General features: G+C 50.8%; 22 protein-coding genes. 14 read left to right on the top strand and 8 right to left on the bottom strand.

The window, feature by feature from the left end:
• Positions 1–4 precede the first annotated feature (4 nt).
• The 5 genes from ACZ2GZ_RS11695 to ybaK all read right to left on the bottom strand — a co-directional run bounded on the left by ACZ2GZ_RS11695 (position 5) and on the right by ybaK (position 3,756).
• On the bottom strand, positions 5–1,072 hold the full coding sequence (locus ACZ2GZ_RS11695) for a glycosyltransferase family 2 protein (RefSeq protein ID WP_029595952.1): 1,068 nt from the start codon (positions 1,070–1,072) through the stop codon (positions 5–7).
• Positions 1,069–1,767 (bottom strand): lysophospholipid acyltransferase family protein, encoded by a 699-nt coding sequence (locus ACZ2GZ_RS11690; RefSeq protein WP_029595951.1) that lies wholly within the window; start codon positions 1,765–1,767, stop codon positions 1,069–1,071. Before ACZ2GZ_RS11690 ends, ACZ2GZ_RS11695 begins: the two co-directional genes overlap by 4 nt.
• On the bottom strand, positions 1,733–2,485 hold the full coding sequence (locus tag ACZ2GZ_RS11685) for a carotenoid biosynthesis protein (protein ID WP_021066675.1): 753 nt from the start codon (positions 2,483–2,485) through the stop codon (positions 1,733–1,735). Before ACZ2GZ_RS11685 ends, ACZ2GZ_RS11690 begins: the two co-directional genes overlap by 35 nt.
• Before the next feature lie 87 nt (positions 2,486–2,572).
• Positions 2,573–3,271 (bottom strand): CDP-diacylglycerol--serine O-phosphatidyltransferase, encoded by a 699-nt coding sequence (gene pssA, locus ACZ2GZ_RS11680; RefSeq protein ID WP_021066674.1) that lies wholly within the window; start codon positions 3,269–3,271, stop codon positions 2,573–2,575.
• Between the two features lie 20 nt (positions 3,272–3,291).
• Positions 3,292–3,756, bottom strand: coding sequence for a Cys-tRNA(Pro) deacylase (gene ybaK, locus ACZ2GZ_RS11675; RefSeq protein ID WP_058763054.1), 465 nt, complete (start codon positions 3,754–3,756; stop codon positions 3,292–3,294).
• 155 nt (positions 3,757–3,911) lie between these two features.
• Here ybaK and ACZ2GZ_RS11670 point away from each other — a divergent pair, with 155 nt between their 5' ends.
• A complete protein-coding gene (locus ACZ2GZ_RS11670) occupies positions 3,912–4,646 on the top strand; it encodes an enoyl-CoA hydratase/isomerase family protein (protein ID WP_021066672.1) in 735 nt (244 codons plus the stop codon).
• A 46-nt stretch (positions 4,647–4,692) separates the two neighbouring features.
• Here the strand turns inward: ACZ2GZ_RS11670 and ACZ2GZ_RS11665 are convergent, their stop codons facing one another.
• Together ACZ2GZ_RS11665 and ACZ2GZ_RS11660 are read right to left on the bottom strand one after the other, a co-directional pair.
• Complete coding sequence (locus ACZ2GZ_RS11665) at positions 4,693–6,051, bottom strand: MATE family efflux transporter (RefSeq protein WP_021066671.1); 1,359 nt, start codon at positions 6,049–6,051, stop codon at positions 4,693–4,695.
• Positions 6,052–6,207: 156 nt separating this feature from the next.
• Positions 6,208–7,992 carry a glycoside hydrolase family 13 protein gene (locus tag ACZ2GZ_RS11660; RefSeq protein ID WP_029595949.1) on the bottom strand — a complete coding sequence of 595 codons (1,785 nt, stop codon included), beginning with the start codon at positions 7,990–7,992 and terminating at the stop codon, positions 6,208–6,210.
• A 371-nt stretch (positions 7,993–8,363) separates the two neighbouring features.
• Here ACZ2GZ_RS11660 and ACZ2GZ_RS11655 point away from each other — a divergent pair, with 371 nt between their 5' ends.
• The 12 genes from ACZ2GZ_RS11655 (at position 8,364) to ACZ2GZ_RS11600 (ending at position 23,254) form a co-directional block, all read left to right on the top strand.
• Positions 8,364–9,629 (top strand): extracellular solute-binding protein, encoded by a 1,266-nt coding sequence (locus ACZ2GZ_RS11655; RefSeq protein ID WP_021066669.1) that lies wholly within the window; start codon positions 8,364–8,366, stop codon positions 9,627–9,629.
• 105 nt (positions 9,630–9,734) lie between these two features.
• A complete protein-coding gene (locus tag ACZ2GZ_RS11650) occupies positions 9,735–11,090 on the top strand; it encodes a carbohydrate ABC transporter permease (protein ID WP_021066668.1) in 1,356 nt (451 codons plus the stop codon).
• Position 11,091: 1 nt separating this feature from the next.
• Positions 11,092–11,925 (top strand): sugar ABC transporter permease, encoded by an 834-nt coding sequence (locus ACZ2GZ_RS11645; RefSeq protein ID WP_021066667.1) that lies wholly within the window; start codon positions 11,092–11,094, stop codon positions 11,923–11,925.
• Positions 11,926–11,948: 23 nt separating this feature from the next.
• Positions 11,949–13,460, top strand: a complete 1,512-nt coding sequence (locus ACZ2GZ_RS11640; RefSeq protein WP_470295291.1) for an alpha-amylase family glycosyl hydrolase — start codon at positions 11,949–11,951, stop codon at positions 13,458–13,460.
• Between the two features lie 51 nt (positions 13,461–13,511).
• A complete protein-coding gene (locus tag ACZ2GZ_RS11635; RefSeq protein WP_029595946.1) occupies positions 13,512–14,555 on the top strand; it encodes a LacI family DNA-binding transcriptional regulator in 1,044 nt (347 codons plus the stop codon).
• A gap of 504 nt (positions 14,556–15,059) precedes the next feature.
• Positions 15,060–16,523: a HEPN domain-containing protein gene (locus tag ACZ2GZ_RS11630; RefSeq protein ID WP_029595945.1), complete on the top strand. Its 1,464-nt coding sequence runs from the start codon at positions 15,060–15,062 to the stop codon at positions 16,521–16,523.
• A gap of 210 nt (positions 16,524–16,733) precedes the next feature.
• Positions 16,734–17,705 carry a YsnF/AvaK domain-containing protein gene (locus ACZ2GZ_RS11625; RefSeq protein ID WP_021066663.1) on the top strand — a complete coding sequence of 324 codons (972 nt, stop codon included), beginning with the start codon at positions 16,734–16,736 and terminating at the stop codon, positions 17,703–17,705.
• An 87-nt stretch (positions 17,706–17,792) separates the two neighbouring features.
• Entirely contained in the window at positions 17,793–18,602 is an 810-nt protein-coding gene (locus ACZ2GZ_RS11620; protein ID WP_029595944.1) for a YsnF/AvaK domain-containing protein, read from the top strand.
• Positions 18,599–19,006, top strand: a complete 408-nt coding sequence (locus ACZ2GZ_RS11615) for a general stress protein (protein ID WP_029595943.1) — start codon at positions 18,599–18,601, stop codon at positions 19,004–19,006. The genes ACZ2GZ_RS11620 and ACZ2GZ_RS11615 overlap by 4 nt, the downstream gene beginning before the upstream one ends.
• A 210-nt stretch (positions 19,007–19,216) precedes the next feature.
• The gene (locus ACZ2GZ_RS11610; RefSeq protein WP_021066660.1) at positions 19,217–21,514 is read left to right on the top strand and encodes a glycoside hydrolase family 65 protein; all 2,298 of its coding nucleotides are present in this window, start codon (positions 19,217–19,219) and stop codon (positions 21,512–21,514) included.
• A gap of 145 nt (positions 21,515–21,659) precedes the next feature.
• A complete protein-coding gene (locus ACZ2GZ_RS11605) occupies positions 21,660–22,508 on the top strand; it encodes a YitT family protein (RefSeq protein ID WP_021066659.1) in 849 nt (282 codons plus the stop codon).
• A 74-nt stretch (positions 22,509–22,582) separates the two neighbouring features.
• Entirely contained in the window at positions 22,583–23,254 is a 672-nt protein-coding gene (locus ACZ2GZ_RS11600) for a 5'-methylthioadenosine/S-adenosylhomocysteine nucleosidase family protein (protein WP_029595941.1), read from the top strand.
• Positions 23,255–23,310: 56 nt separating this feature from the next.
• On the opposite strand, the gene ACZ2GZ_RS11595 is transcribed toward ACZ2GZ_RS11600, so the two are convergent.
• The gene (locus ACZ2GZ_RS11595) at positions 23,311–24,123 is read right to left on the bottom strand and encodes a Cof-type HAD-IIB family hydrolase (protein WP_029595940.1); all 813 of its coding nucleotides are present in this window, start codon (positions 24,121–24,123) and stop codon (positions 23,311–23,313) included.
• A gap of 164 nt (positions 24,124–24,287) precedes the next feature.
• Here ACZ2GZ_RS11595 and ACZ2GZ_RS11590 point away from each other — a divergent pair, with 164 nt between their 5' ends.
• Entirely contained in the window at positions 24,288–24,482 is a 195-nt protein-coding gene (locus ACZ2GZ_RS11590) for a YjzD family protein (RefSeq protein ID WP_021066656.1), read from the top strand.
• Positions 24,483–24,522 lie beyond the last annotated feature (40 nt).

The following is a 24,522-nucleotide window of genomic DNA, read 5'->3' as shown; positions in this document are numbered from 1 at the left end:
CTAATTATTGATACGTCCGGCCTTTCCATGAAATCGGCTTCCGTCGCCATTTGCGCACGACCGCGCTCGACAAGAGGAGCAAGTAGGCGATGAGACTGAACGGGTGGAGCCAAAACTGGCGGCCACCCGATTTGACATCGATGGCGAGGCGCGCGAGCAAAACGAACGCGCATGCCAAGAATGAAATCCAGTCCATGCGGACGAGAAAGACGATGAAAGCAGACAGCTGGATGCCGTAGTAGAGAAAGAAATAAAGGGCGATGCCCACTGCTTCATTCATTCCCTTGAATACGTTCTTTGAAAACCCATTCCAGACTTCTTCATTCGTCGCATACATGTCACACGTGATATACGGCGAGACGTTGACGAGCGACGTGATCTTTTTCCGACGTTTGAACTCGCGGCAGAGATCGATGTCGTCAATCAATGAATCATGAATCGAGGCGTGCCCTCCGACATCCTCGTAGCTCGCCCGCTCGACGAGGACGTTCATCCCGTTGGCCGCGGCGAAGGCAGGATGACGGACTTTTCGCCAAAACAGGGGCAAATGCTGGGCGATTAAGACGTGCTGCATCGGAATCAACAGTTTGCCGAGCCAAGTCGGTGTCGGGAAACGGGGGAAGCCGGACAAGAAGACCGCTCCTTCGCGGGCGAGTGTGCCGTGAAGTCGACCGATGAACGTCGGGTCGATCGTCACGTCGGCATCGAGGAACAATACATACGGCTCGGTCGTCCGGGTCGCCAACTGATGGCATGCATGGACTTTACCGGCCCAGCCTTCCGGGAGCGGCACCCCACGGAAGATGGTGAAGCGGGAATCGCCCGCAATCGCTTGAACGAGCGCCTCATATGTACCGTCCTCGGACCGGTCCTCATACAAATAAACGTGACATTCATCCGTCAAGGCTGCCTTTAAACTTGTGACGAGTTTCGGCACGTTCCGCTCCTCGTTCCGAAGCGGGATGCAAATCGCGGTCGAAGGGACAGGGGCCGGAGCGGTGAGCGGCCGGAGGAATAGCAAGTTCACCAGCGTGAAGACGAGCATCAGGGACGTGATGACGAACAGAATCATGAGCGGCCTCTTCCGAGTTGGAGCACGTGCTCTGTCCAATCCGCCAAGCTGCGCTTCGGAGGGAACAGCTCGATATAGCGGTCGGATTGTGCGATCACGTCGTCGCGCGTATCGTCATATAGTCGCTCAAGTGCTTTGGCGAGCTCTTGTTTTTGGTCACGTCGCGTCTTAGAGACGACCGTATGGTTGCGGAACCGCACATAGACGAGCGGGGCGGCGTGGGACGCGAACGTATAATAGATGGCGCACAACCGGACTTCTGGATTGTGAATCAGCATCGTTGCACCGGAACCGATCTCGAGCGGGCGATGCTCCTGTGGATACTCACGTCCTTGCGGGAACACCCAGACGGACTTGCCAGCGAGTAACAGCCGATTAGCATAGTCGAGCGAGGCGCGCACGTCCGATAGTTTGCCTTTTTTGATGGAGAACGCACCTAAGTGGCGGAAGAACGGGAAGCGGCGCAGTCCATCCTCATCCATCAAGACGTGGACGTCGTGACGCAAATAATATTCGTTCAACATGAGCAGAATCATCCCGTCCCACCACGAGCTGTGTGTGCTCAAAAACAATCCAGGTGTCGGCACGTCATCGGCCCGGACGTGAATCGTATGGAAAAACGGACGGATTTGACGCTCTTTGACGAACGTCGAGAACAGGTTATTGAACCATTTCTTTTTGCTCGCTTCGATCATGACGGCTCCTCCGTTCTATCAAGATGAGACCTGCGGCGGTCACGAGGCTGAGGACACCGATCCCGTAGAGACCGGCGTTGACGGCCGTGACTCCGAACAAGGCGTGAAGCATGACGAACAAATAACGGCCGTGCCCGAGCAACATCGGTTCCGCCTCGACTTCAAACCGGTCGAGTAACCAAGAGAAAATGAGCGACAGTCCGAACCAGCCGACGAAGTTTTGCGTCGGGATATCATAATACAAACCGTCATTGGCCCATTCCCAATAGCCTTTCACGTTCGCGGCGACCGGATCGATTGCCATGTCGAGCCAAACAGCGAGGAATGGGACGAGCCAGAGCGTGCGGTTCTTGAACGAGAACAAGCGGGCGACGGCAAAACTCGAGCCGATGACGGCGAGCCAGGCTGCACCGATTGTGACCGGTACACCGAACACGGTCGGACCGAACGCCTCGGCGTAGATATACTCGCTGAACGGGAACCCGGTTTTGACACCGAGCGTCTCGACAGCGATTGAGCCGAAGAAGATGAACGGGACAATCCACCGGGCGTGGCGGACGCCGTCCGCGATCACCCAACCACCGATGGCCCCAGCGAGCCATAAGAATACCGGGTTTGCCCATTCGAGCCAACTCGGCAACAAATCAAAGCCAACGAGGACGACCCCGATGACATACCAAACTAAAAACCATTTCCAAATCCATGGATACACTTTCATTTCATCACCTCTATTACCATTCTAGAGAGGTTTGTGACATCCGTCTAATAAATGCATGCAAAAAAAGAGCCCCTCGAGAGGGACCCATCAATTCGCCATCCGTTTTCGTTTCTTGACGAACGAGAAGGCGATGAATAAGACGTAGAATGTGACGGCGATGAACCAGAACGACGGCCATTCTTTCCACCGGGCGAAAATCATGTACGTCAAGTAGATGAGACTGACTGTGATGATGAACGAATGGCGCGGGAGCGGCACATCTTTGAAACTCGGGATACGCACGCGGCTGACCATGAGCAGGGCGAGACCCGTGAAAAAGATTGGGGTGAGCAGTTCATTAATCTGGTCCCCGAACGTCGTCACGACGGCGAGCAGTCCGCCGGCCGCGGTGATCGGGACGCCTGAGAAGTAGCTGGCCGTGACGTTCGTCGCCGATAAGTTGAAGCGGGCCAAGCGGTAGGCGCCGAACAGCGGGAATAGGGCGGCGAAGAAGAGGCCGTAATTGCCGTAATCGATAAAGAACGTGTAGTAGGCGAGTAACGCCGGGGCGACCCCGAACGTGACGACATCGGCGAGCGAGTCGAGTTCTTTCCCGAAGTCACCGGCCACTCCGAGCATACGGGCCAGCCGTCCGTCGAGACTATCGAGCATCATGGCGATGATAATCAGTAACGTCGCGTTCGAAAAGTCGCCGCGCGCCGCATAGACGATGGCCAAGACGCCACAGAACAAGTTGCCGAACGTAAATGAGTTAGGAATCCACGAGCGGATTCGTTCTTTCCACATAGGTATTGCCTCCATCTTTGTTATTGAGTGAACCAGCGACCGTCCGTGAATCCGAGCAAGTCAGCCGGAGCGAGTTCGAGTTGATAGCCGCGTTTTCCGGCCGAGATGATAATCGTGTCTTTTTGTTTGGCGCTGTCGTGAAGAAACACAGGGAATCGTTTCTTCGCACCGATCGGCGAGACCCCGCCCCGGATGTACCCGGTCAGTGCCTCGAGTTCCTTCACCGGTACGGGCGAAGCCTTTTTGGCGCCCCAGGCTTTTGCGGCCGCTTTTAAGTCGATATCGAGCTCTCCTGAAATCAAAAAGAAGGCGAATCGGCGTTGCTCGTTCTCGAGACAAATCGTTTTATACAGTTGGTCGAGCGGTTTACCGAGTGATGCGGCGACATGCTTGGCCGAGACGTCGGACTCGTCCACTTCATATGTGTGATACGTGAACGGGACGTTCCGTTGTTTCAGTTGTCTTGCGGCGTTTGTCAGTTGCATCAGTCCCACCCTTTCGTTGAACGACTCTTTTAAGAATAGCAAATAGTGGTAGCGTCGGGCAATCGAACTCGGAAAGTTTTCATGACAAGAAGGAAACAGAATCCACGATAGAGAAATGAACAGTGATTCATTTTATCATGAAGGGGGAAATTAGGATGGAAACGATTCAACTGGAACAGCGGAACGGGGTCGGCTGGCTGAAATGGGACCGGCCGGAAAAATTGAACGCATTAAATGAAACGTTGCTTCGTGAGGCGAGGGAAGCGATGGAGCAGCTCGTGGCGGATGAGGCCGTCCACGTCATCGTGCTCGTCGGGCAAGGGCGTGCCTTCTCATCGGGACAGGACTTGACGATTGAGAGTGACGCCGACTATGGAGTGTATTTAGAAGAGGTGTATCATCCGCTCGTGCGGGCGCTTGCCGACTGTCCGAAACCAATCATTGCCGGCATTCATGGGGTCGTCGCGGGGGCGGGTCTCAGTCTGGCGCTCGCCGCGGACGTCCGGCTCGTCGCAAGGTCGACGAAGTTCAGTTCGGCGTTCATCAAAATCGGTCTCGTCGCCGACGCCGGGGGACCGTACCATTTGCGACGCTTGATGCGGCCAGATCTCGCGCTCGCTTGGATGTGGAGCGGCAGCACGATTGACGCCAAACAGGCCGAGACGTTCGGTCTCGTTACGGAGCTCGTCGAGGATGAGGCGTACTTGGAACGGTTGACGACATACGCCGAGACGCTCGCAGCCAAGTCACCGACGGCGGTGCAAGGCATGAAGGCGTTGTTCCGGGCCGATTCGTTCGAGGACGGGCTCGAGCAAGAGATTATCTGGCAACGGAAATGTGGGCAGACGGACGTTCATCGCCAGGCGATGCAGGCATTCTTAAATCGATAATCGATAAAAAAAGAAGCGGTCACAGCGACCGCTTCTTTTTGATTGGTTATGAAGTTGGCTTCGGTTCGAACTGGAAGCCTTTTTGTTGCCACGTCCCGTATTTCCAGCGCCGGAAGGCGAAGAAACCGCGGAACCACTCGTCGAGTGAGAAGGCGAGCCAAATCCCGAGGACGCCGAGCCCCATCTGGAGACCGAACAAATAACTGAAGACGACGGCGACGCCCCACATCGAGGCGATTCCAATCATGACCGGGAAGCGAACGTCGCCGACCGACTTGAGCGAGCCCATCAAGACGATGTTCATGGCACGACCTGGCTCCAGGATGAGCGTCGCCCATAAAATCGGTACGCCGACGGCGATGATGTCCGGGTTCGACGTGAACAGGCCGAGCAACGACTTACCGAAGACGGCGAGTCCGAGTGAGGCCACGAGTGATGCGAACATGGCGAGCTTCAACGTCTTGACGGCGCGGGTATACGCCTCTTTAAACCGTTTCCCGCCGATGTCACGGGCAATCAACAGCTGCGTCCCTTGCGCGACGGCGACCGTGAACAAGAAGGCGAGCATCGACAGGTTCATGACGTAGACGCGGGCGGCGAGGGACGCCTCACCCATCGTGGCGATGAAACCGGTGATGATGATTTGTGAGAACTGATACGACAAGTTCTCTCCGGCCGATGGTACCCCGATTTGGAGCAAGGCACGGATATCATCGCGTTGCGGCTTAATCAATTCTTTGAGCGGGAAGCGGAGCATGAGTCGCTTCTTGACGATCCAGAACAAGAGTACCATCGCCGAGAAACGGGCGATGACGATGGCCCAGGCGACACCGGCGACACCTGTCACCGGGAGGCCGAACCAACCCATGACGGCAATCATGGCTCCGATGGCCGTGATGATATCGATGAGAAGCGTCGCGAGCATCGCATGTTTCGTCATCCCGTGACTCCGGAGGACGGAACTGAGCGCCATGATGAGCGCCTCGGTGAAGAGCGACAACCCGACGATTTGTAAAAACAAGAGACCGTGGTCGAACAGCTCATCCGATAGACCGAACAGGCGGAGGAACGTCTCACCGAACAAGAACACGACGGCGACCATGATCACGCCGAGCCACATGTTCAAGCTGACGGCAGAACGGGCGAAGTCGCGGCTCTTCTTCATCCGATTGGCGCCGATGGCTTGACCGATCAAGATGGTCGCGCCGACCGACGTCACGCTGAAGACGATTAAGAAGACGTTCAAAATTTGGTTGGCGACGCCGACGGCAGAAGCGGCGGCATCTGAGTAATGGGCCAACATGAGCGTGGCGATAATCCCGGTCCCCATATGGAGCGCGAGCTCGATGAAGATCGGCCACGATATTTTAAATAAACTGAGCTGTTCGGTGTTTTTGTTCGGCATGTGTATTCTCCCTTGTTTCTACAATTCTCTCTATGAAATATTTACGTTGTCAAAATCACAAGGGTCATGTTACTCCTTTTGATATGAAAAAGAAAGGGATTTAGCAAATTATTTTCAACAAAAAAAACACCCGCCGAAACGGGTGCAAAACCGAATTTATTTCATTTTCAAAATCGTGGCGCTGAACGGTGCGAGTTCGACTTCAAGTGAGTCTACATCGCGGTCGTGAAGCAAATCGTAAGCGCTTCCCGTATGCCAGAGTGGGTTCAGCTTCGATACCGTCTCTGAGTTATTGAAGTATATCAAATATGTCTCGTCTTTCGTGCAACGCTCAATGATGAGTGCGTTCGACTCGTTATCGACGAGGTTGAAGCGATACGACCCGGCGTTAGCAAGCACCGGGTGCTCTTTGCGAAGTCGAATCAATTTTTGGATATAGCGGAACAGCTCCCGGTCTTCCTGCGTCTCATCCCACGGCATGCAACGACGGCAGCCCGGGTCTTGTTCACCCTCGAGACCGATTTCATCCCCGTAATAGATACATGGGCTGCCCGTGTACGTGAGCATCGACGTCATGAGCAACTTGAACTTTCCTTTATGTCCTTTCGCTCGTGTAAGGGCACGCGGCGTGTCGTGCGAATCGATCAAGTTGAACGTCACTTCGTTCACGTTCGTCGTGTTCATCATCTCGACGCGCGTTAATTCATCCCGGAACTCGGAAGCGGACGTACGGTCGAGCGCGAAATAGTTGAGGCTCGCGTTCGTGAACGGGTAGTTCATAACCGCATCGAACTGATCGCCTTGAAGCCACGGCTGCGCGTCATGCCAAATCTCACCGAGGATGTACGCTTCTGGGTTCGCTTGTTTCACGGCTTTCCGGAAGTCGCGCCAGAACGCATGATCGACTTCGTTGGCGACGTCCAAACGCCAGCCGTCGATGCCGAACTCCTCGACCCAATAGCGCGCGACTTCTAATAGATAAGCTTTTAGCGCCGGGTGCTCCGTATTGATTTTCGGCATGTTCTTCTCGAACGCGAACGTATCGTAGTTCGGCTTCGGTGTCGTCTCGATCGGGAAGTCACGAAGGTAGAACCAGTCCCGGTACTCCGACTGCGGTCCGTTCTCGACGACGTCGAGGAACCACGGGTGATTGTACCCGACGTGGTTGAAGACCGCGTCGAGCATGACTTTAATCCCGTTCTCGTGCAGAAGATCGACGAGTTGTTTGAACTGTTCCTTCGTTCCGAACTGAGGATCGATTTCCATATAATCGAGCGTATCGTATTTATGGTTCGTCGTCGCCTTGAAGATCGGGCAGAAGTAGATGCCGGTAATGCCGAGGTCGACGATGTGGTCGATATGATCGATGATCCCTTGGAAGTCGCCGCCGAAGAAGTTCGTGATTGTCGGCTCGGTGCTGTTCCACGGGAGCGTGCCTTCCGGGTCGAGTGACGAGTCACCGTTCGCGAACCGGTCCGGGAAGATTTGATACCAGACCGTATCTTTCACCCACGACGGGGCATGGAAGATGTCGACCGGATTGATGAATGGGACGCAGAAATAGTAGCCCGTGTCATCGAGCGGCTTATCTTCGAACCAACCTTTTTCCGTATAGACGGCCGTCTCATTGCCGTCATGGAGACGGAAGCCGTAACGGAGCCGGCGGAATGGCGGCTTGATGGCGATGAACCAATAGTCGTATTGGTCGTCGTGTCCGATCTTTTCCATCGGTGTCTCGAACGTGCGCCAGAAGCTCGGCTTGTCCGGATCGAAGTTCCACATGGCCGGGTCTTCCGAATGCCAGTCATATGGGTCATTCCAAATTAAGTCAACAGATTGGATATCATTTCTTTTCGTATGGAATCGAATATGTATCGTTTCTCGGTCGTACTTGTACACGAAAGGGGACATGGCGCGATGATAGATAGCTTCTTTAATCAAATGAAATCGTTCCTTTCTCTCTTAGGGTTGTTACCATTTTACACTGTCTGTTCAGAAAAGAAACATCAGTTGTGAAAACGTTTGCTCAAGCAAAGGGTAATAAAGCGTTTACATTTTGTCAATCGTTCGATTCCTTGTTTCATAAGAAAAACACCTACAAAAAGTTCAAAAAGAGATAAATGGGACAACAGCAGGAAAAATTCCTAAAAAAAAGTCTTGTAAAACGCTTACACAACTGTATAATAAAAATTGAGGTGAGGATGCAAACGTTTTCACTAACCTACTGATTCTGTAGCGGAGTTGTTTAAAATCAGTAGGCCAGTGCGATTGCGCAAATCTGACCATACTATTCCTTGGGGAGGTTTTTCATCATGAAGATGAAAAAAATGGTAGCAGGACTTTCAACGGCAGTATTCGCTTTCGGTGCACTTGCTGCATGTGGTGGCGGTACGGACAACGGTTCTACTAACGAAGGCGGTTCTTCTAGCGAGAACAAGCCAGAAAAAATCGTAATTTGGGAAGATATTGAAAAGTCGGAAACGACGAAAGAAGTTGCGAAGGCGTTTGAAGAAGAACACGGCGTCGCAGTTGAAGTCGTTGAAGTCCAAATGACGGATCAAAAAGACAAGTTGGCGCTTGATGGCCCAGCTGGTAAAGGTCCTGATATCGTTCTCGTACCACACGACCAAATCGGAACGATCGCTGACCAAGGTCACTTGGCTCCACTTACGGATGAAGGCGCACTTGAAGCGTTCACAGACGCTTCGAAATCGGCTGTCATGTTCGACGGACAAGCTTACGGCTATCCGAAATCAGTTGAAACACCAGTCCTCATGTACAACAAGGATTTGGTATCAGAAGCTCCTACTTCAATGGACGACTTGTACAAGTTGTCTACAGATCTTAAAGACAAAGGCGAGTACGGCTTCCTCGGTCTTTGGGATAACTTCTACTTCGCTCACGGTGTAGTGGCTGGCTTCGGCGGTTACGTCTTCAAAGAAGACGGCGGCGCGCTCGACCCAACCGACATCGGTTTGAACAACGAAGGCGCAGTTGAAGGCTTCGACTACATCGGCAAATGGTACCAAGAAGGCCTCTTCCCTAAAGGGTTGATCGGCGAGTCTGGTGGCCAAGCGATGGACCAACTCTTCACTGAGAAGAAAGCACACACAGTCATGAACGGACCATGGGCCGTAGCTGGTTACCAAGATGCTGGCGTCAACCTTGGAGCGTCTGCATTGCCGACACTTCCAAACGGTGAGCCAATCAAGACGTTCATGGGCGTGAAGACATACGCACTTTCTGCTTACACAGAAAACCAAGAGTGGGCTGAAATGTTCCTCGCAGAACTCACGAACGAAGAGAACGCATTGAAAATGTTCGAAGCGTACAACGAGATTCCACCAGTAGCAGCACTCGAGTCGAATGAGACAATCACGTCGAACGAAGTTGCGAAAGCGGTATTCGATCAAGCGACGAACGCAATCCCAATGCCTAACATTCCTGAAATGGGACAAGTTTGGGAGCCAATGGCACAAGCACTTCAGCTCGTAGCAACTGGCAAGCAAGATGCACAAAAATCAGCTGACGATGCTGTTAAAGTCATCGAGCAACAAATCCAAGCGAACAACCAATAAGGACAAGAAATGATGGGGTACGCCGACTGGCGTTCCCCCTCATTTTCTAGAATTGAGCAAACGCTTGCTCGATTGATTTGCTCAAATTGAAAGGAGAAATTGAGGATGGCTTCAATTGCGAACCCGAAAACGCCGGATCAACGTCCGGACAAACAACCGACCAATCATGCTCGGAACGCTGCATTACTCTCGATCATTCCGGGAGCCGGTCAATTTTATAACAACCAAAAAGCGAAAGCGATCGCTTTCTTTATTGTCATCATGTCTTATTTTGCAGTAAACTACGATCTCTTTTTCAAAGGAGCAGGCGCTGGACCTGGCGACCGTGGCGGCCTTTGGGGATTGATCACGCTTGGCGAAGTGGCAGGACCTCGTAACGACCATTCCATCTTCTTGATGGTAGAAGGTATTGTCGCATTGATCTTACTTTTCTTCGGAATCGCGTTCTACGTCTGGAACATTCGTGACGCTTACCGAGTCGGTCGCATTCGTGATCAGCACCTAAACGTTGCAACGTTCCAAGTGCAACTTCGCAACTTGCGCGACCACGGATTCCCATACCTAATGTTAATTCCGTCGCTCATCTTGCTCGTCTTCACTGTCATTCTTCCATTGATTTTCACATTCTTGATCGCCTTCACGAACTATCGCTACAACAACGCACCACCGGCGAAACTCGTGGAATGGGTCGGATTTGAGAACTTCACACGAATCTTTGAAATTGATATTTTCCGTGACACGTTCGTCGGCGTTCTTGGTTGGACGCTCGTCTGGACAGTCGCTTCGACGGTCGGTGTCATCGCCATCGGGATCTTCCTTGCAGTTCTCTTGAACCAAGAAGGTCTTCGCTTCCGTCGTTTGTTCCGCTCAATCTTGATTTTGTCATGGGCCGTACCGGCGTTCATCACGATCTTGATTTTCCGTTCGATGTTCAACGAATCGTTCGGGGTATTCAATACGACGATTCTTCCGGCGTTCGGACTTGATCCAATCAACTGGATGACCGATCCGACGGCGACACGCAGTGCGCTCATCTTGATTCAATGGTGGCTCGGCTTCCCGTTCATCATGACGCTCATGACTGGTGTGCTTCAATCCATCCCGGGTGACTTATATGAAGCGGCGACGATTGACGGTGCGACCATCTTTGATAAGTTCCGTTTAATCACATTACCGATGCTCTTGTTCGCAACAGCACCGATTCTCATCACGCAGTTCACGTTCAACTTCAACAACTTCAACATCATCTATCTCTTTAACGGTGGTGGACCGGCTGTTCCGGGCCAAACTGCCGGTGGTACCGATATCTTGATTTCATGGATTTACAAATTGTCGCTCGGAGCCAACCCGCAATACGGACTTGCGGCTGCGATTACGCTCATCTTGTCATTCTTCATCATGACACTTGCCGTCATCCAGTTCCGTCGGACAAAATCTTTCAAAGACGAGGATATGATCTGATATGAAAAAACAAAAACGAATCAATTTGGCGTTCTCTTATGTCATCTTGACGCTTGCGTCGATCATCATTCTCTATCCAATGCTTTGGGTGGTCGGGACGTCATTCAACCCGGGTCGTACGATCACATCGACCATCATTCCGTCGAACCCGACATTTATTCACTATAAAAACTTGTTCGATCTATCTATTTCGGATTATAGTTTATGGTATGTGAACACATTAAAAATTGCAGTCATCACAATGTTGCTCTCAGTCGTTTTGGTAACGATTACAGGTTATGTCTTCTCGCGTTACCGTTTCGTGGGACGGAAGAACTCGCTCGTCATGTTCCTCGTCTTACAGATGGTCCCGCAATTCGTTGCCATCATCGCCATCTACGTGCTCTTGAACATGCTCAACCTTCTTGATACGCACACAGCCCTTATTTTGCTGTATGCCGGAGGCGCAATCCCGATGAACACGTACTTGGCAAAAGGTTATTTCGATACGATTCCGAAAGAGCTCGATGAAGCTGCTCGGATGGATGGTGCCGGTCACCTTCGTATCTTCTGGCAAATCATTTTGCCGCTCGCGAAGCCAATCGTCGCAACGATCGCCTTGTTCAACTTCATGGGCCCGTTCAACGACTTCATCTTGGCATCGCTCGTCCTTCGTTCACCAGAGAAACAGACGCTCGCGGTTGGTCTTTACAACATGATCTCTCGACAGTTCGACAACAACTTCACGTTGTTCGCGGCAGGCGCCGTCCTTTCGGCCCTCCCAATCGTCCTCTTGTTCTTCATGTTCCAACGCTACTTCGTCTCGGGTCTCACTGCCGGTGGTACGAAAGGATAATACTCACTTAAGGGGGAAGCGATATGAGGCGAGGCGTCGTGCTCGTTCTTCTGTCGCTTCTTTTGTTTCCAACAATCGTCGGAGCGAAAGAAGCAGCATCATGGGAACAGGAACGCATGTACTTTATCATGGTCGACCGGTTTGTTGACGGGAATCCGGACAACAACGCGCAGGTCGACAAAGATGACCCGAAAGCCTTTCACGGGGGCGATATCCGCGGCGTGATTGAAAAGCTCGATTATATCGAGTCGCTCGGGTTCACGTCGGTCTGGCTGACACCGGTGTTTGAAAACATGCCGGACGGCTATCACGGATATTGGATTAAAGACTTTTATAACATCGATCCCCAATTTGGGACGAAAGAAGATTTGCAAGAACTCGTTGACGAGGCCCATAAACGGGACATGAAAGTCATCCTCGACTTCGTCGTCAACCACGTCGGTCCGAAACATCCATGGGTCGAAGAACGACCGGACTGGTTCCATGACGAGTTGCCGATCGTGCTTTGGAACGATCAAGAACAAGTCGAGACGCACTGGCTGTTCGACTTGCCGGACTTCAAAACGGAAGATCCGGAAGTGAAAGACTACTTACTCGAGGCGGCCACGTATTGGATTGAAGAGACCGGCATTGACGGCTATCGTCTCGATACGGTACGTCACGTCGACAAACCGTTTTGGGAAGACTTCGTTAAAGCGGTCCGGGCCGTCGACCCCGACTTTTATCTGTTGGCCGAAGTGTTCGACCCAGATCCACAGTACGTCGCGGAATATGATGACCTAGGCTTCAACAGCATCACGAACTTCACGTTTTACGACCGCGTCTCGAAGACGATGACGCAAAAGTCGGCGAGTGTAGACGAAATCGACGTGGCCGCCAGCTACGCCGAGACGTTCTTCAACGACCCGAACCAAATGGCGACGTTCCTCGATAACCACGACGTAGAACGATTCATGCACGTCGCGGAACTCGGCGGGGCCGAGTCGGCCGAGCGTCGCCTACGCCTCGGATTGTTCGCCCTTTATGCGTCTCCAGGCATGCCGATCGTCTTCCAAGGGACGGAGAACGCACAAAAGGGCGGAGCCGATCCGGCGAACCGGGCCATGATCGATTTCCCTGGAAATGAAGAGCTCCATGAATACGTCACGATGATGAACCGGATGCGAGAGGAATATCCCGTCTTCGCGACCGGCGAACAACGCATGATCGCCTCGAAAGACGGCATGGCCGTGTTCGAGCGTCGTGACGGCGACGATGTCGCTTTGTACGCTATCAATATGAACGCCGAGGACCGAGAGATTGAATTCGAGGTAAGCGAAGTCGGAGAAGATACACGCCTTCGTGGTCTCTTGTTCTCACAACTTGTCACCGACAAACGTGGCACGTTCACCATCAAGCTCGCAGGAGAAAGCGCGAACGCCTACATCGTCGAAGAATCGGAAGTGAACATGTGGACGATCGGTCTACTTGTCATCGCCATCCCGATTTTCTTGACTGGATTGGTCATGTGGAAGCGTCGCAAGAGCGCGAGCTGACGATACCCTGTGATAGGGAACTATGAATTAACGGAAGCAAGGGGGAGCATCATGCAAATCACGATTAAAGATGTCGCCAAACACGCCAATGTCGCACCGTCGACCGTGTCTCGCGTCATCGCCAATAGTCCACGTATCAGTCAGAAAACGAAAGAGCGTGTACGCAGTTCGATGGAAGAACTCGGGTACCATCCGAACATTCACGCGCGAAGTCTCGCCAACCGCTCGACACAGTCGATTGGTCTCGTCATGCCGAGCGCAGCGACGAAAACGCTTCAAAATCCATTCTTCCCTGAAGTATTGCGTGGAATCAGTACGAAAGCCCACCAAAACGGTTACTCGCTTTACATGACGACGGGCGTGACCGAAGAAGAGGTCTTGTCGGGGGTCATCGAGATGGTCCAAGGCCGTCGCGTTGACGGCGTCATCGTCTTGTACTCACGTGAAGACGACAAAGTCGTTCAATATTTACGTCAGACAAAATTCCCGTTCGTCGTCGTCGGGAAGCCGTTTGGAGATGCCTCGTCGATTACGTACGTCGACACGGACAACTATTTGGCCGGGCGTGAAGTGACGAAACACTTATACAACCTCGGCCATCGTTGCATCGCCTTTATCGGGGGATCCGATAAACTCGCCGTCACACAAGATCGTCGCAACGGGTACGCGACAGCGTTGATGGAGGCGGGCATCCCGGTTCGGGAAGACTATATCGCTCGTGCCGAGTTCATGACGAAGGGCGGGGCCAAAGCCGTGCGGGAGTTGCTCCAGTTAGAGGAACCACCGACAGCCGTCGTCGTCAGTGACGATATGATGGCGCTCGGCGTCATCAGCACGCTCAGTGAGATGGGGCTTAAGATACCTGAGGACGTCGCCGTCGTCAGTTTCAACAACGTCTTCATCGCCGAACATTCGAATCCGCCGCTCACTTCGGTCGAAATCAACATCTTCGGCCTCGGTTTCGAGGCAACAAACTGTCTGATTGAACAGATTGGAGACAGCGCGCCACCTTACGGGAAACGCGTCATCGTTCCGCATTATTTGGTCGTTCGTCAGTCATGTGGTCAGAAAAAGAAAACTGAAATCGTTGAATGAGTGCAAACCTTCCGTCATAAGCGGAAGGTTTTTTGTGTACGATTCAAATACCTTTAATCCATAGAATTATAAAATAAGTGATGCATAAATTCTTTTAAACACGTTGCTCCCATAGCTGAAAAACATGGTACTAAACAAGTTTGTCAAGTTTGAGAAGAAAGGAATCGACATCGGAAATAAAATTGTGAGATTTCGATTGAGTTTGGGAAATAGACATTGTAAGAAATCTAGAGTATTATTCTTTGTTAACCCGAGAACCGTACTAAATATCTCGGAGACAAGTTGACTGGATTCGAAGAAGTTTTTGAAGGCACAGACAAAACTCTTTACTGTGGATCCAAGCTTATTCAGACAATTCGATGAACAATTTTGTTCAAGACTTCCAATAAGGAGAAAACTAATATTTACAACGAAGTGATGAATTTTCGAAGATTCATGAGCTCACCTAACTCTGAATCACTATCCGTTTTTTTTTGGTATAATTTAGAAAGGAGGTGGTTTCATATGATGACCATGGGATTGGATTATTTGCAAGAAGAGTTGATTGATATTGCGAATCTGCTCAAAGAAGCATTGGCCAAACTAGATTACGAGAATGTATTTCAAAAGAAGACGATATACTTTGACAACCAAGGCATACCGACGATAGATATGGTGAAAAAAGAAACGGACTTATGTCCACCCATTTCGGCAGTAGTGGATTGGATTGAATATGAAGATCATGTCTTTTTTAGAGATGTAATTATCGACAAAATAAGGAATTCTCTTGCACTAGACTATTTCACAAGTTTTATTTCGGCACATATAGATTTACAAAGAAAAGATACTGAATCCGTTTTGTATTACTTATTTAGTGTGTTAACCTCATGTATTCAAGAACACGTAAACAATGTTGGGGGATATCTGGTCTTTCGATTGCAAGAGATAGACGAAAAATCGTTAGTTAGATATTTAGATAAATACTTGAACTTTTTTATTGCAAAACGAGTGAAGGTCTCTATAATAGTTCCTCTCGTAGGTGTATTTTATAAAAAGAAATTCCCAATAGATTCCTCAGAACTAATTTTTGATCAAAATGTAAAGATTAGAAGGTTGACTGAGGAAGAACAGAGAACTCGATTATATGAAAGTGTTAGCATGTTCTCTAATCTTAACCAAGACACCATGAATACAGCCTTTCAACAAAAGACAAGTGCAGCAATAGAAATAGAGGACGATATTGTCATTGATAAATTTAATCTTAGCAATGTAAATACTTTAGTTGGGGAGCTCTATAAAGCATACTTCTCAAAAATAAATACATTAATCAATTTGATTTCACTGAATCAAGATTTCAACAACATCAGCGTTGAGAACGCATTCTTTAAAATAGAAGGATACCTACTAAATACTCATAGTAGACCCAAAATGTATTGGAATCGAATTAGAGGTAAATCATTTCAGTTAATCGACTTGTCCTACAGTGGATTCAGGCCATTTTTTAATTCTGATTGTCTCTCAGTCACTAATTTAAATTTAGAAGAGATAAAAAAAGACTTTGATAAAGTATACATGACGAGCCATAAGGATAACCGGAGGCGACTAGAAGGAGCTTTTTTTAGAAGAACTAAGGCGATAATGGATAACAACGGTACAGAAGGTTTGCTTGACTCTGTAATTGGAATCGAACAAATGTTTGGGAGCAGACAGAGAACCGAGCTCCGCTTTAGACTGTCTCTTTATGCGGCGAATCTTCTCTATGGGGATAAAGAATTTTCTAATCGCACCAAAAAAGAAATATTTATCGAATTTAGAGAGTTGTACGACAAGAGATCTAGTGTCGTTCATGCAGGGTTGGATTTTAAAGATGCCATGTCTATAATCTATCTCGAAAGAATTATATATAACGTGATTAAAAGTGAAGATATTGATCTGACTTCGTCTACTTCTATATCTGCTCAAATAGAAGATTTGTATATTTTTATTTAAACCTCGACATTTTAGTCGAGGTTTTTAATGAATCAATAAAAAAATCAATCGGTCAAAAGTCATATTGTTACAAACAGATTACAATCGTGAAAGAAATGCATGAAACGGAGTTGCAAGGGAACATCTACATTACCGGCCGAATGGCAGATCATTACGAATCCGCCCAGCCAATAACCAAAAAAATAAAGAATTTGAAAGGGAGATACAATCATGGATAACAAACGTTATGTAGGCACTTACTATCAGGAGTCAGAGCTTGTGTCAAAAATTGATGAGCTTCGCGCCCAAGGGCATCGCGAAGACGATCTGTACGTCGTTGTGAAAGATAAGTCGAACCTTTCGATGGTTCGCGGCGAAACGGATGCAGAAGTAAAAGAAACGAAAGCGTCATGGCTCGATCGTTTCTTCGGAGTAGCAGACGGCGGAGACGAAGTACGTCACACGTTCGATAAACTCGGCTTCTCAGAAGAAGAGACGGCGCGTCATCACCAAGATATCGAAAACGGCGGCATGGTCCTCTTGCTCGACAAGAATGACGGCGTGTTTGACGACGGACGTAACGATACGTTCGAAGGCGGCCGCACATCAGCTGGTTACGGATCAGAAGGTAACGAAGCGGGCAATATGACCGCGCGTGACTTCGGAACAGGGACTGGCGTAACCGGTGCCGGCATCGGTGCAACAGGTGCAGGCGTCAACTCGAACCGCTTCAACGATATGGATGAGGACATCCGTAACCGTACGGACTTGACGGACGAACAGAAACTCGAGTTGCACGAAGAGCGTCTCCTTGTGAACAAGGAACGTGTGCAGACTGGTGAAGTTCGCGTCGAGAAAGATGTGGTCGAACGCGAAGAACGCGTCGATGTCGAAGTCGAGCACGATGAAGTGTATGTCGAACGTCGCCGTGTCGATGGGGACCGTGAAGCGACAGGGCATTCGTTCGATGCGACGACTGACCGCGATGAGATTCGCGTACCGGTCACGGAAGAACGTGTCGATGTGACGAAGAAAGATGTCGTTGCCGAAGAAATCATCGTCGGCAAAGAGAAAGTCAAAGATACGGAAACGGTACGTGAGACGTTGCGTAAAGAAGAAGCGCATATCGAAGGGGAAGACGACCTTCGCCATCGCGATCATGATCTCGATCGCAAACGTCGCGACGAGCGTGACCGCCTGTAATCGATTGACCAAGTACCTCGACAAGGATGGCTCTCTCTGAGGGACCATCCTTTTTTTCGCCAAGTAACCATAGGAGGAATCAATGCCATGAAACATGCGATTATCTCTGAAGTATTTGACCAGCCGGAGGCGCTGCTCAATCGAACGGTCGATTTGAAACGAGAAGGATACGCCGAAGAGGACATGTACGTCCTCGTCAAACGAGCCGACGCCGCGGACGCGGTCCGACGCCAGTCGAAGTTATATGTGCTCGTCACCGACGAACCGGGTACGGTCGCCTCACTCGTCACATCGAGCGAGCGACCGATTGAACGCTGGCTTGGTAGCATGCGGCTCACGAAGGAGCAACAGGATCGCTTCGCTCAGGAAGTCGAGCAGGGACGACTCTTCTTGTACGTCGATGCCGACCGTGGCGACCAATCGCTTGAGGCCGGCCGCCCGAAAATGAAATCAGAACCGGAGACGGAAGAACAGACGCTTGCCTTGCACGAGGAACGCTTGACCGTCGAGAAACAAGCCGTTCAAACGGGCGAGGTCGTCATCAATCGACACGTCGCGGAGACAGTTCAAGAGATTGAAGTCCCGGTCCGCAGGGAACAGGTTCATGTGGAGCGGACACCAGGGTCAGAAGACGTGCTCGAGGACTATGACTTTAATCAGCCCGGCATTCGCACGATTGACGAAGGGGACCATCTCCGGATTCAAGTCATCGAGGAACGGGCGTTCATCGTCAAACGTCCTGTCGTCGTCGAAGAGATTATCGTCCGGAAACAAGTGACCGAAGACGTGAAAACCATGACGGAGACGCTCCGTAAAGAAGAAATTGAAGTGACCGAGGTCGGCCAGGCCGACGTCACGATTCATGACCAGACAACCCGAAAGGATGAGACACGATGAGCAAACGTCGATTTGTAGACACATACCAAGACGAAGCGGCCCTCGTCGCCAAAATCGATCAACTGATCGAGGAAGGCTATGAGGAGAGCGACTTATATGTCGTCGCGAGAGACAAAGATGACGTCTCGCTCGTCAAACGGAACACCGACGCAAAAGTGGAAGCAGCGAGCGCGAACTGGATGCAAAAGTTCGCGGGTGTGGCCGAAGGCGAACAGGAAGTGAAGCGGGCGTTGCTCGACCTCGGTCTCGCTGACGACGACGTCAACCGCGCGTATGGCGATATTTTAAACGGAGGCTACGCCTTGATTCTCGATGAACCGGACACGGGGTTCAATGACGGAAACAACCCGGCGTTCGAAGGGCACGAAGCGAACGCAGCGTTCGGGCGCGACCAAGACAAGTGACTAGAGCAACTACTGCCTTCTTGAAAAGGTGGTAGGTTTTTTGTTTGTTCCAAAAAGTAAGAAAAAAGTTTATGCAAACGATTGCATTCTCGTGCAAGTCGTGTAAAATGAGAGGTGAGATTGAAATACAGCGCTTTCATAGACAAGCGGTTGCATGATTCGATTGTCTAATGACGAGTAGCCTTGTAGAGAAAAAGGAGTGGCAGACAGATGAAACGATTGTTTGCAGTCGACGAATGGAAAGTAACGGAAAAAGGCCTACATCCGGAAGAAAATCGCCTGGCGGAATCAATTACCTCGCTCGGGAATGGACATATGGGGATGCGTGGCAACTTTGAAGAAGAGTATTCAAACGATACACATCAAGGTTTTTACGTGGCCGGTGTTTATTACCCAGATAAGACACGTGTCGGTTGGTGGAAGAACGGTTATCCGGAATACTTCGCAAAAGTATTGAACGCGACGAACGTCGTTGGGCTTCGTGTCGCCATCAACGGGACGCCGGTCGACTTGGCGAAGTGGGAAGTGAAAGACTTTACGCGTGAACTTGATATGCAGCGCGGTGTCTTGACGCGGACGTTCACGCTCGTGAACGGGACGGAAGAGACGAACGTCGAAGTCGTCCGGTTCTTCTCAATCGTCGACAAAGAGATTTTGGCGATCCGTTACAACGTCACTCCGGTCAACTACGAAGCGAAAGTCGAATTCACACCTTTCTTGGACGGCGATGTCGTCAACGAAGACTCGAACTACGATGAGAAGTTCTGGTTGCCGGTCGAACACGGCGTCGAAGAGCGTTTCGGTTTCGTGACAACGAAAACGAAGAAGCTCGACTGGCACGTCACGGCATCGATGATTGCTGACGTCGAGGGGGCACGTTGCGAAGTGCTCGAAGCGACGGACCTTTACGTCGCCAACAAGTTCACGGTCACGGCACCAGCTGGTGAGACGGCGACGGCGTACAAGTACGTCTCGGTCGTCACGAACCGTGATTATGAAGTCGAGGCGTTACAATCGGAAGGGATGCAACGTGTCGAGATGGCGTTCGAAAAAGGCTTCGAAACGCTTCTCGCCGAGCAGACGGAAGCATGGCTCGCTCGTTGGGAAGACGCGGACGTCCGCATCGACGGCGACGCTGAAGCGCAGCAAGGTATCCGCTTCAACATTTTCAACATGTATCAGACGTATACGGGCGAGGACTCGCGCCTCAACATCGGACCGAAAGGGTTCACCGGCGAGAAATACGGCGGCGCCACATACTGGGACACGGAAGCGTATTGCCTCCACTTCTACTTGGCGACGACGAAACCGGAAGTATCGTGGAACTTGCTCAAATATCGTCACAACCAATTGCCGCAAGCAAAAGAGAACTCGGTCAAGAACGTCGGCATGGAAGGCGCCCTCTATCCGATGGTGACGATGAACGGGGAAGAGTGCCACAACGAGTGGGAAATCACGCATGAAGAGATTCACCGGAACGGTGCGATCGCCCACGCCATCTTCAACTATACGAACTTCACGGGCGACAAGTCATACCTAGGTCAATACGGACTTGAAGTATTGGTCGAGATCTCGCGTTACTGGGCGAGCCGCGTCAACTTTGTCCCGCACAAAGATGTGTATATGATTCTAGGCGTCACAGGTCCGAACGAATACGACAACAACGTCAACAACAACTGGTATACGAACTTGATTGCCGCTTGGACGCTCGAGTACACGCAAGAAGTGTACAACTATTTGAAAGAAGCAGAGCCGGCGCGCCTTGAAGAACTTGTCGCGACGCTCGGTCTTTCAGACGAAGAACTCGCGAAGTGGAACGATATCCAAACGAAGATGTACTACCCGAAAGATGACCTCGTCCCAGACGTGTTCATGCAACAGGACGGCTTCATGGATAAAGAACAGATTTTGGTGAAAGACCTCGATCCGAAACATTTGCCGCTCAACCAAAACTGGTCGTGGGACCGTATCCTCCGCTCGAACTTCATCAAGCAGGCGGATGTGCTACAAGGACTGTATACGTTCAGCGATCGCTTCACGGTCGAACAGAAGCGGGCCAACTTCGACTTCTATGAGCCGCGTACGGTCCATGAGTCGAGCTTGTCGCCTTGCGTCTACTCGATTATCGCAGCCGAAGTCGGCTATGAAGACAAGGCGGTCGAGTTGTACCAACGTTCGGCACGACTCGATCTCGATAACTATAACAACGATACGGAAGACGGGCTTCACATCACGTCGATGGTCGGCTCATGGATGTCGATCGTTCACGGTTTCGCAGGAATGCGCGCCCTTGAGTCGGAGCTCACATTCAGCCCGATGATTCCTAAGGGCTGGAACGGGTACTCGTTCAACATGCTCTGGCGCGGTCATCATTTGACGGTCACGTCGACGCGTGAACAAGTGACGATCAAACAGACAGGTGGCACGGACGTGTCCATCCGCGTATACGGAAACATCGTCACGGTCCCGGCAAACGATGCCGTGACAATCGAGACGGTGAAAGCGTGACCAAACGCATCAGCTCAACAAGTCGGCCTCGGCCGGCTTGTTTTTTTATGAAGAGCGTGGACACATCCCATTATTTTTATGGTAGGCAGCACTAGAAAACTATGTTATCTTGATTCTTAGCCATTTTTGAAAGGGGAGACAAAACTTGACGGAAGCCGTTAAAGAACACGCTCGCATCGGAATCGTTTCGATTATCGGGGGAGTGTTCGTTGCATTATCCATGACATTATTTTTAATCCCGGCGGGGGTATACTCGACCGGATTTACGGGGCTCGCCCAAATTTTTACGCAACTGTTCGCGGGGACACCGTTTGAGCTCGGGGAAGGGATTTGGTTCTTCGTCTTGAACGTACCGCTGTTGATCGTCAGTTATTTCATGCTCGGCAAGAACATGATGATTCATACATTGATCAGCGTCGCGGCAGTCACCGTGTTCATTCGCGTGCTTCCGCAGTCGTCAATCATTTCGGACGACCCGCTTTTGAACGCTGTGTTCGGTGGGGTTTTGCTCGCCATCGGTTCGGGGATTACGATTCGTTTCGGTGCCTCGACCGGCGGATTCGATATCGTCGCCCTGATCTTAGCGAAGTTCACGAACAACTCGGTCGGCGTCTATCTGTTCCTCATGAACATGATGATCGCGCTTTGGGCCGGTGCGTTGTTCGGTTGGCAGACCGCGCTTTATACGATCGTCTTCTTATATGTGACGTCGAAAGTCATCGATGAGATTTATACGAATACGCAGCGCCAGACGCTCTTCATCGTCACGAGTCATCCGGACGAAGTGACGAAGGAGTTGCACCAGCACGTCTTCCGCGGCATCACGCTCATGCCGGCGATCGGCACATACTCGAAAGTCGAGAAAGCGACGCTCATGATGGTCGCTCAACGACACGAAGTGCGTGAAATCACACGCATCTGTAAAGACGCCGATCCAAGCGTCTTCATCAATATGGTCCCGACTGAAGATGTCGAAGGTGCGTTCCGACGCTAAAATAAACCCCCGCTGAACGCTCAGCGGGGGTCATTGTATAGGTAGAGATAAAACGAGTGTGAGGGGGACGTGTGATGATTGGAGTCAGTATTGCGACGAAATGGGAGTATGAAGCGACATTGGAGTATTATGACGTTAGCGTGGATGAGCGGTTCAGTTACCCGTATGGCGAGTATTTCAAGAGGACGCTTGATGATGTCGAACTCGTTTTCTACAGCACCGGTGTGCGGAAAGCGAACGGGGTCGGTGCCAATCAATATATGATGTCTCGCTTCAATTTAATGAAAGTGATTGTGGCTGGCACGTGCGCCGGAATCGACGATACGTTCAACCAGTTGGATATCCTCATCCCTCATCGCGCTGTTCAATACGATTGCACGGTCAAAGAAGTAGAGCCGCTGATCAAGCAATCGTTCATCGTCGACATTGAACTAGCGAACTACGGGGACGATTTTTTGACGGGTACCATTGCGACGGCCGATCGAGCGGTCGTGATGTGGAACGACTACCTGGAACTGAAAGGACACGACATCACCATCGCGGATACGGAAGCAGGCGCCATCGCGTATATCTGCAAGAAAAATGACGTCGAATGCATCGTCATCAAAGGAATCTCAGACTTCCCGACGGATGAATGTGACGCGGATCCGTATGAATCGAACATGGAACAAATCAACGTGTACATCGCGAACACCCCGAAAGTGATGACCAAGATTTTTGACGACTATTTGTGGCGCTTTATTTGACCATGGTTAGAATCGAACGCAAAAAACACCGACTGCATGAACAGTCGGTGTGTGGATTATGCTTTGATGCCAAGTTTTTCTTCGAGGTAGATGGCGATGCCGTCTTCCATATTTGAAGCGGTCACTTCATCCGCGACGGCTTTCAACTGGCTGATGGCGTTGCCCATCGCGACGCCGGTGCCGACGTAGTCGAGCATCTCGAGGTCGTTTTCCTCGTCGCCGAACGCGATGATGTTTTTGCGGTTGATACCGAGATGTTTCGATACTTCGCGCAACCCGAGCGCTTTCGACGTGTTCTGGCTCATGACCTCGATCATGTGCTCCGGCATGCGCCATTGGCGGTTCAAGACAGCCTCGGCGTGGACTTTATTCAAACGAGCGCGGACGTTGTCGACGTGCTCTTTCGTCGCGTGGATGAGGAGCGATGTCGGTTCTTCCTGCAAGTGCTTGAGCAAGTTGCCCGACGTGACGCTGAGCGCGCGCTCGGCGTATGGGCTGTAAAACTCTTGCGGATCTTTATGGAAATAGACGTGGTCGGTCACTTCGACGACGATGTTGTGCGCTTTCGTTTCCGATACTTCCTCGATAATCTCGTGCGCCGTCTTGAGCGGAATCGGCCGGTGCGTCACTGCGTATGACGGATCTTTCGGGTGATGGACGAGCGCGCCGTTGAAGTTGATGAGCGGTGTCGTCAAGCCGAGCTCTTCGTAATACATGATCGAATGGCGTTGTGGGCGACCGGTCGCGATCATCACTTCATGACCCGCCTCACGTGCTGCTTGAAGCGCACGCACGTTGCGTTCACTGATCGTCTTGTCATCGCGTAACAACGTTCCATCCAAATCGACTGCGATTAAATAACGTGACATAGGGTTTCCTCTTTTCTACGAGTTGCTTATTTCTCAAACCGTACCATATTTCCCGTTTCGACGGAAAGAATATACAATCGAGGTCGCACATTTTACGGTAACAATGCTATACTAAGGACGTATGAATTTTTCATGAATCATCTGTGAGATGGAGGGGACTATCGATGCGTTACTTAGTCACATTGTTCTGGGCGATCTTGCTTTCGAATACAGCAATCTTTATCATTTCTGCTGTCGATGGCGTGACGTTCAACGCGATGCTCGCGACATTCTTTGGCGTCGTCATCACGATCTTTATTGTACTCTTGGACACGCTTAACCAAGATATGGGGATTAGCGACGTCGCACAAGAGAAGTAAGACGTCTACAACCAAGCTGGCTCATATCCGAGTCAGTTCT

The sequence above is a fragment of the Exiguobacterium sp. KKT215 genome, from assembly GCF_055635335.1.
This window is presented reverse-complemented; position numbering and strand designations above follow the sequence as displayed.

Coding starts and splice junctions, on each gene's coding strand:
- ACZ2GZ_RS11685 (WP_021066675.1), bottom strand. CDS start 2,485: ATGAAAGTGTATCCATGGATTTGGAAATGGTTTTTAGTTTGGTATGTC.
- ACZ2GZ_RS11645 (WP_021066667.1), top strand. CDS start 11,092: ATGAAAAAACAAAAACGAATCAATTTGGCGTTCTCTTATGTCATCTTG.
- ybaK (WP_058763054.1), bottom strand. CDS start 3,756: ATGCAACTGACAAACGCCGCAAGACAACTGAAACAACGGAACGTCCCG.
- ACZ2GZ_RS11640 (WP_470295291.1), top strand. CDS start 11,949: ATGAGGCGAGGCGTCGTGCTCGTTCTTCTGTCGCTTCTTTTGTTTCCA.
- ACZ2GZ_RS11625 (WP_021066663.1), top strand. CDS start 16,734: ATGGATAACAAACGTTATGTAGGCACTTACTATCAGGAGTCAGAGCTT.
- ACZ2GZ_RS11650 (WP_021066668.1), top strand. CDS start 9,735: ATGGCTTCAATTGCGAACCCGAAAACGCCGGATCAACGTCCGGACAAA.
- ACZ2GZ_RS11620 (WP_029595944.1), top strand. CDS start 17,793: ATGAAACATGCGATTATCTCTGAAGTATTTGACCAGCCGGAGGCGCTG.
- ACZ2GZ_RS11695 (WP_029595952.1), bottom strand. CDS start 1,072: ATGATTCTGTTCGTCATCACGTCCCTGATGCTCGTCTTCACGCTGGTG.
- ACZ2GZ_RS11670 (WP_021066672.1), top strand. CDS start 3,912: ATGGAAACGATTCAACTGGAACAGCGGAACGGGGTCGGCTGGCTGAAA.
- ACZ2GZ_RS11665 (WP_021066671.1), bottom strand. CDS start 6,051: ATGCCGAACAAAAACACCGAACAGCTCAGTTTATTTAAAATATCGTGG.
- ACZ2GZ_RS11690 (WP_029595951.1), bottom strand. CDS start 1,767: ATGATCGAAGCGAGCAAAAAGAAATGGTTCAATAACCTGTTCTCGACG.
- ACZ2GZ_RS11610 (WP_021066660.1), top strand. CDS start 19,217: ATGAAACGATTGTTTGCAGTCGACGAATGGAAAGTAACGGAAAAAGGC.
- pssA (WP_021066674.1), bottom strand. CDS start 3,271: ATGTGGAAAGAACGAATCCGCTCGTGGATTCCTAACTCATTTACGTTC.
- ACZ2GZ_RS11615 (WP_029595943.1), top strand. CDS start 18,599: ATGAGCAAACGTCGATTTGTAGACACATACCAAGACGAAGCGGCCCTC.
- ACZ2GZ_RS11655 (WP_021066669.1), top strand. CDS start 8,364: ATGAAGATGAAAAAAATGGTAGCAGGACTTTCAACGGCAGTATTCGCT.
- ACZ2GZ_RS11595 (WP_029595940.1), bottom strand. CDS start 24,123: ATGTCACGTTATTTAATCGCAGTCGATTTGGATGGAACGTTGTTACGC.
- ACZ2GZ_RS11600 (WP_029595941.1), top strand. CDS start 22,583: ATGATTGGAGTCAGTATTGCGACGAAATGGGAGTATGAAGCGACATTG.
- ACZ2GZ_RS11635 (WP_029595946.1), top strand. CDS start 13,512: ATGCAAATCACGATTAAAGATGTCGCCAAACACGCCAATGTCGCACCG.
- ACZ2GZ_RS11590 (WP_021066656.1), top strand. CDS start 24,288: ATGCGTTACTTAGTCACATTGTTCTGGGCGATCTTGCTTTCGAATACA.
- ACZ2GZ_RS11630 (WP_029595945.1), top strand. CDS start 15,060: ATGATGACCATGGGATTGGATTATTTGCAAGAAGAGTTGATTGATATT.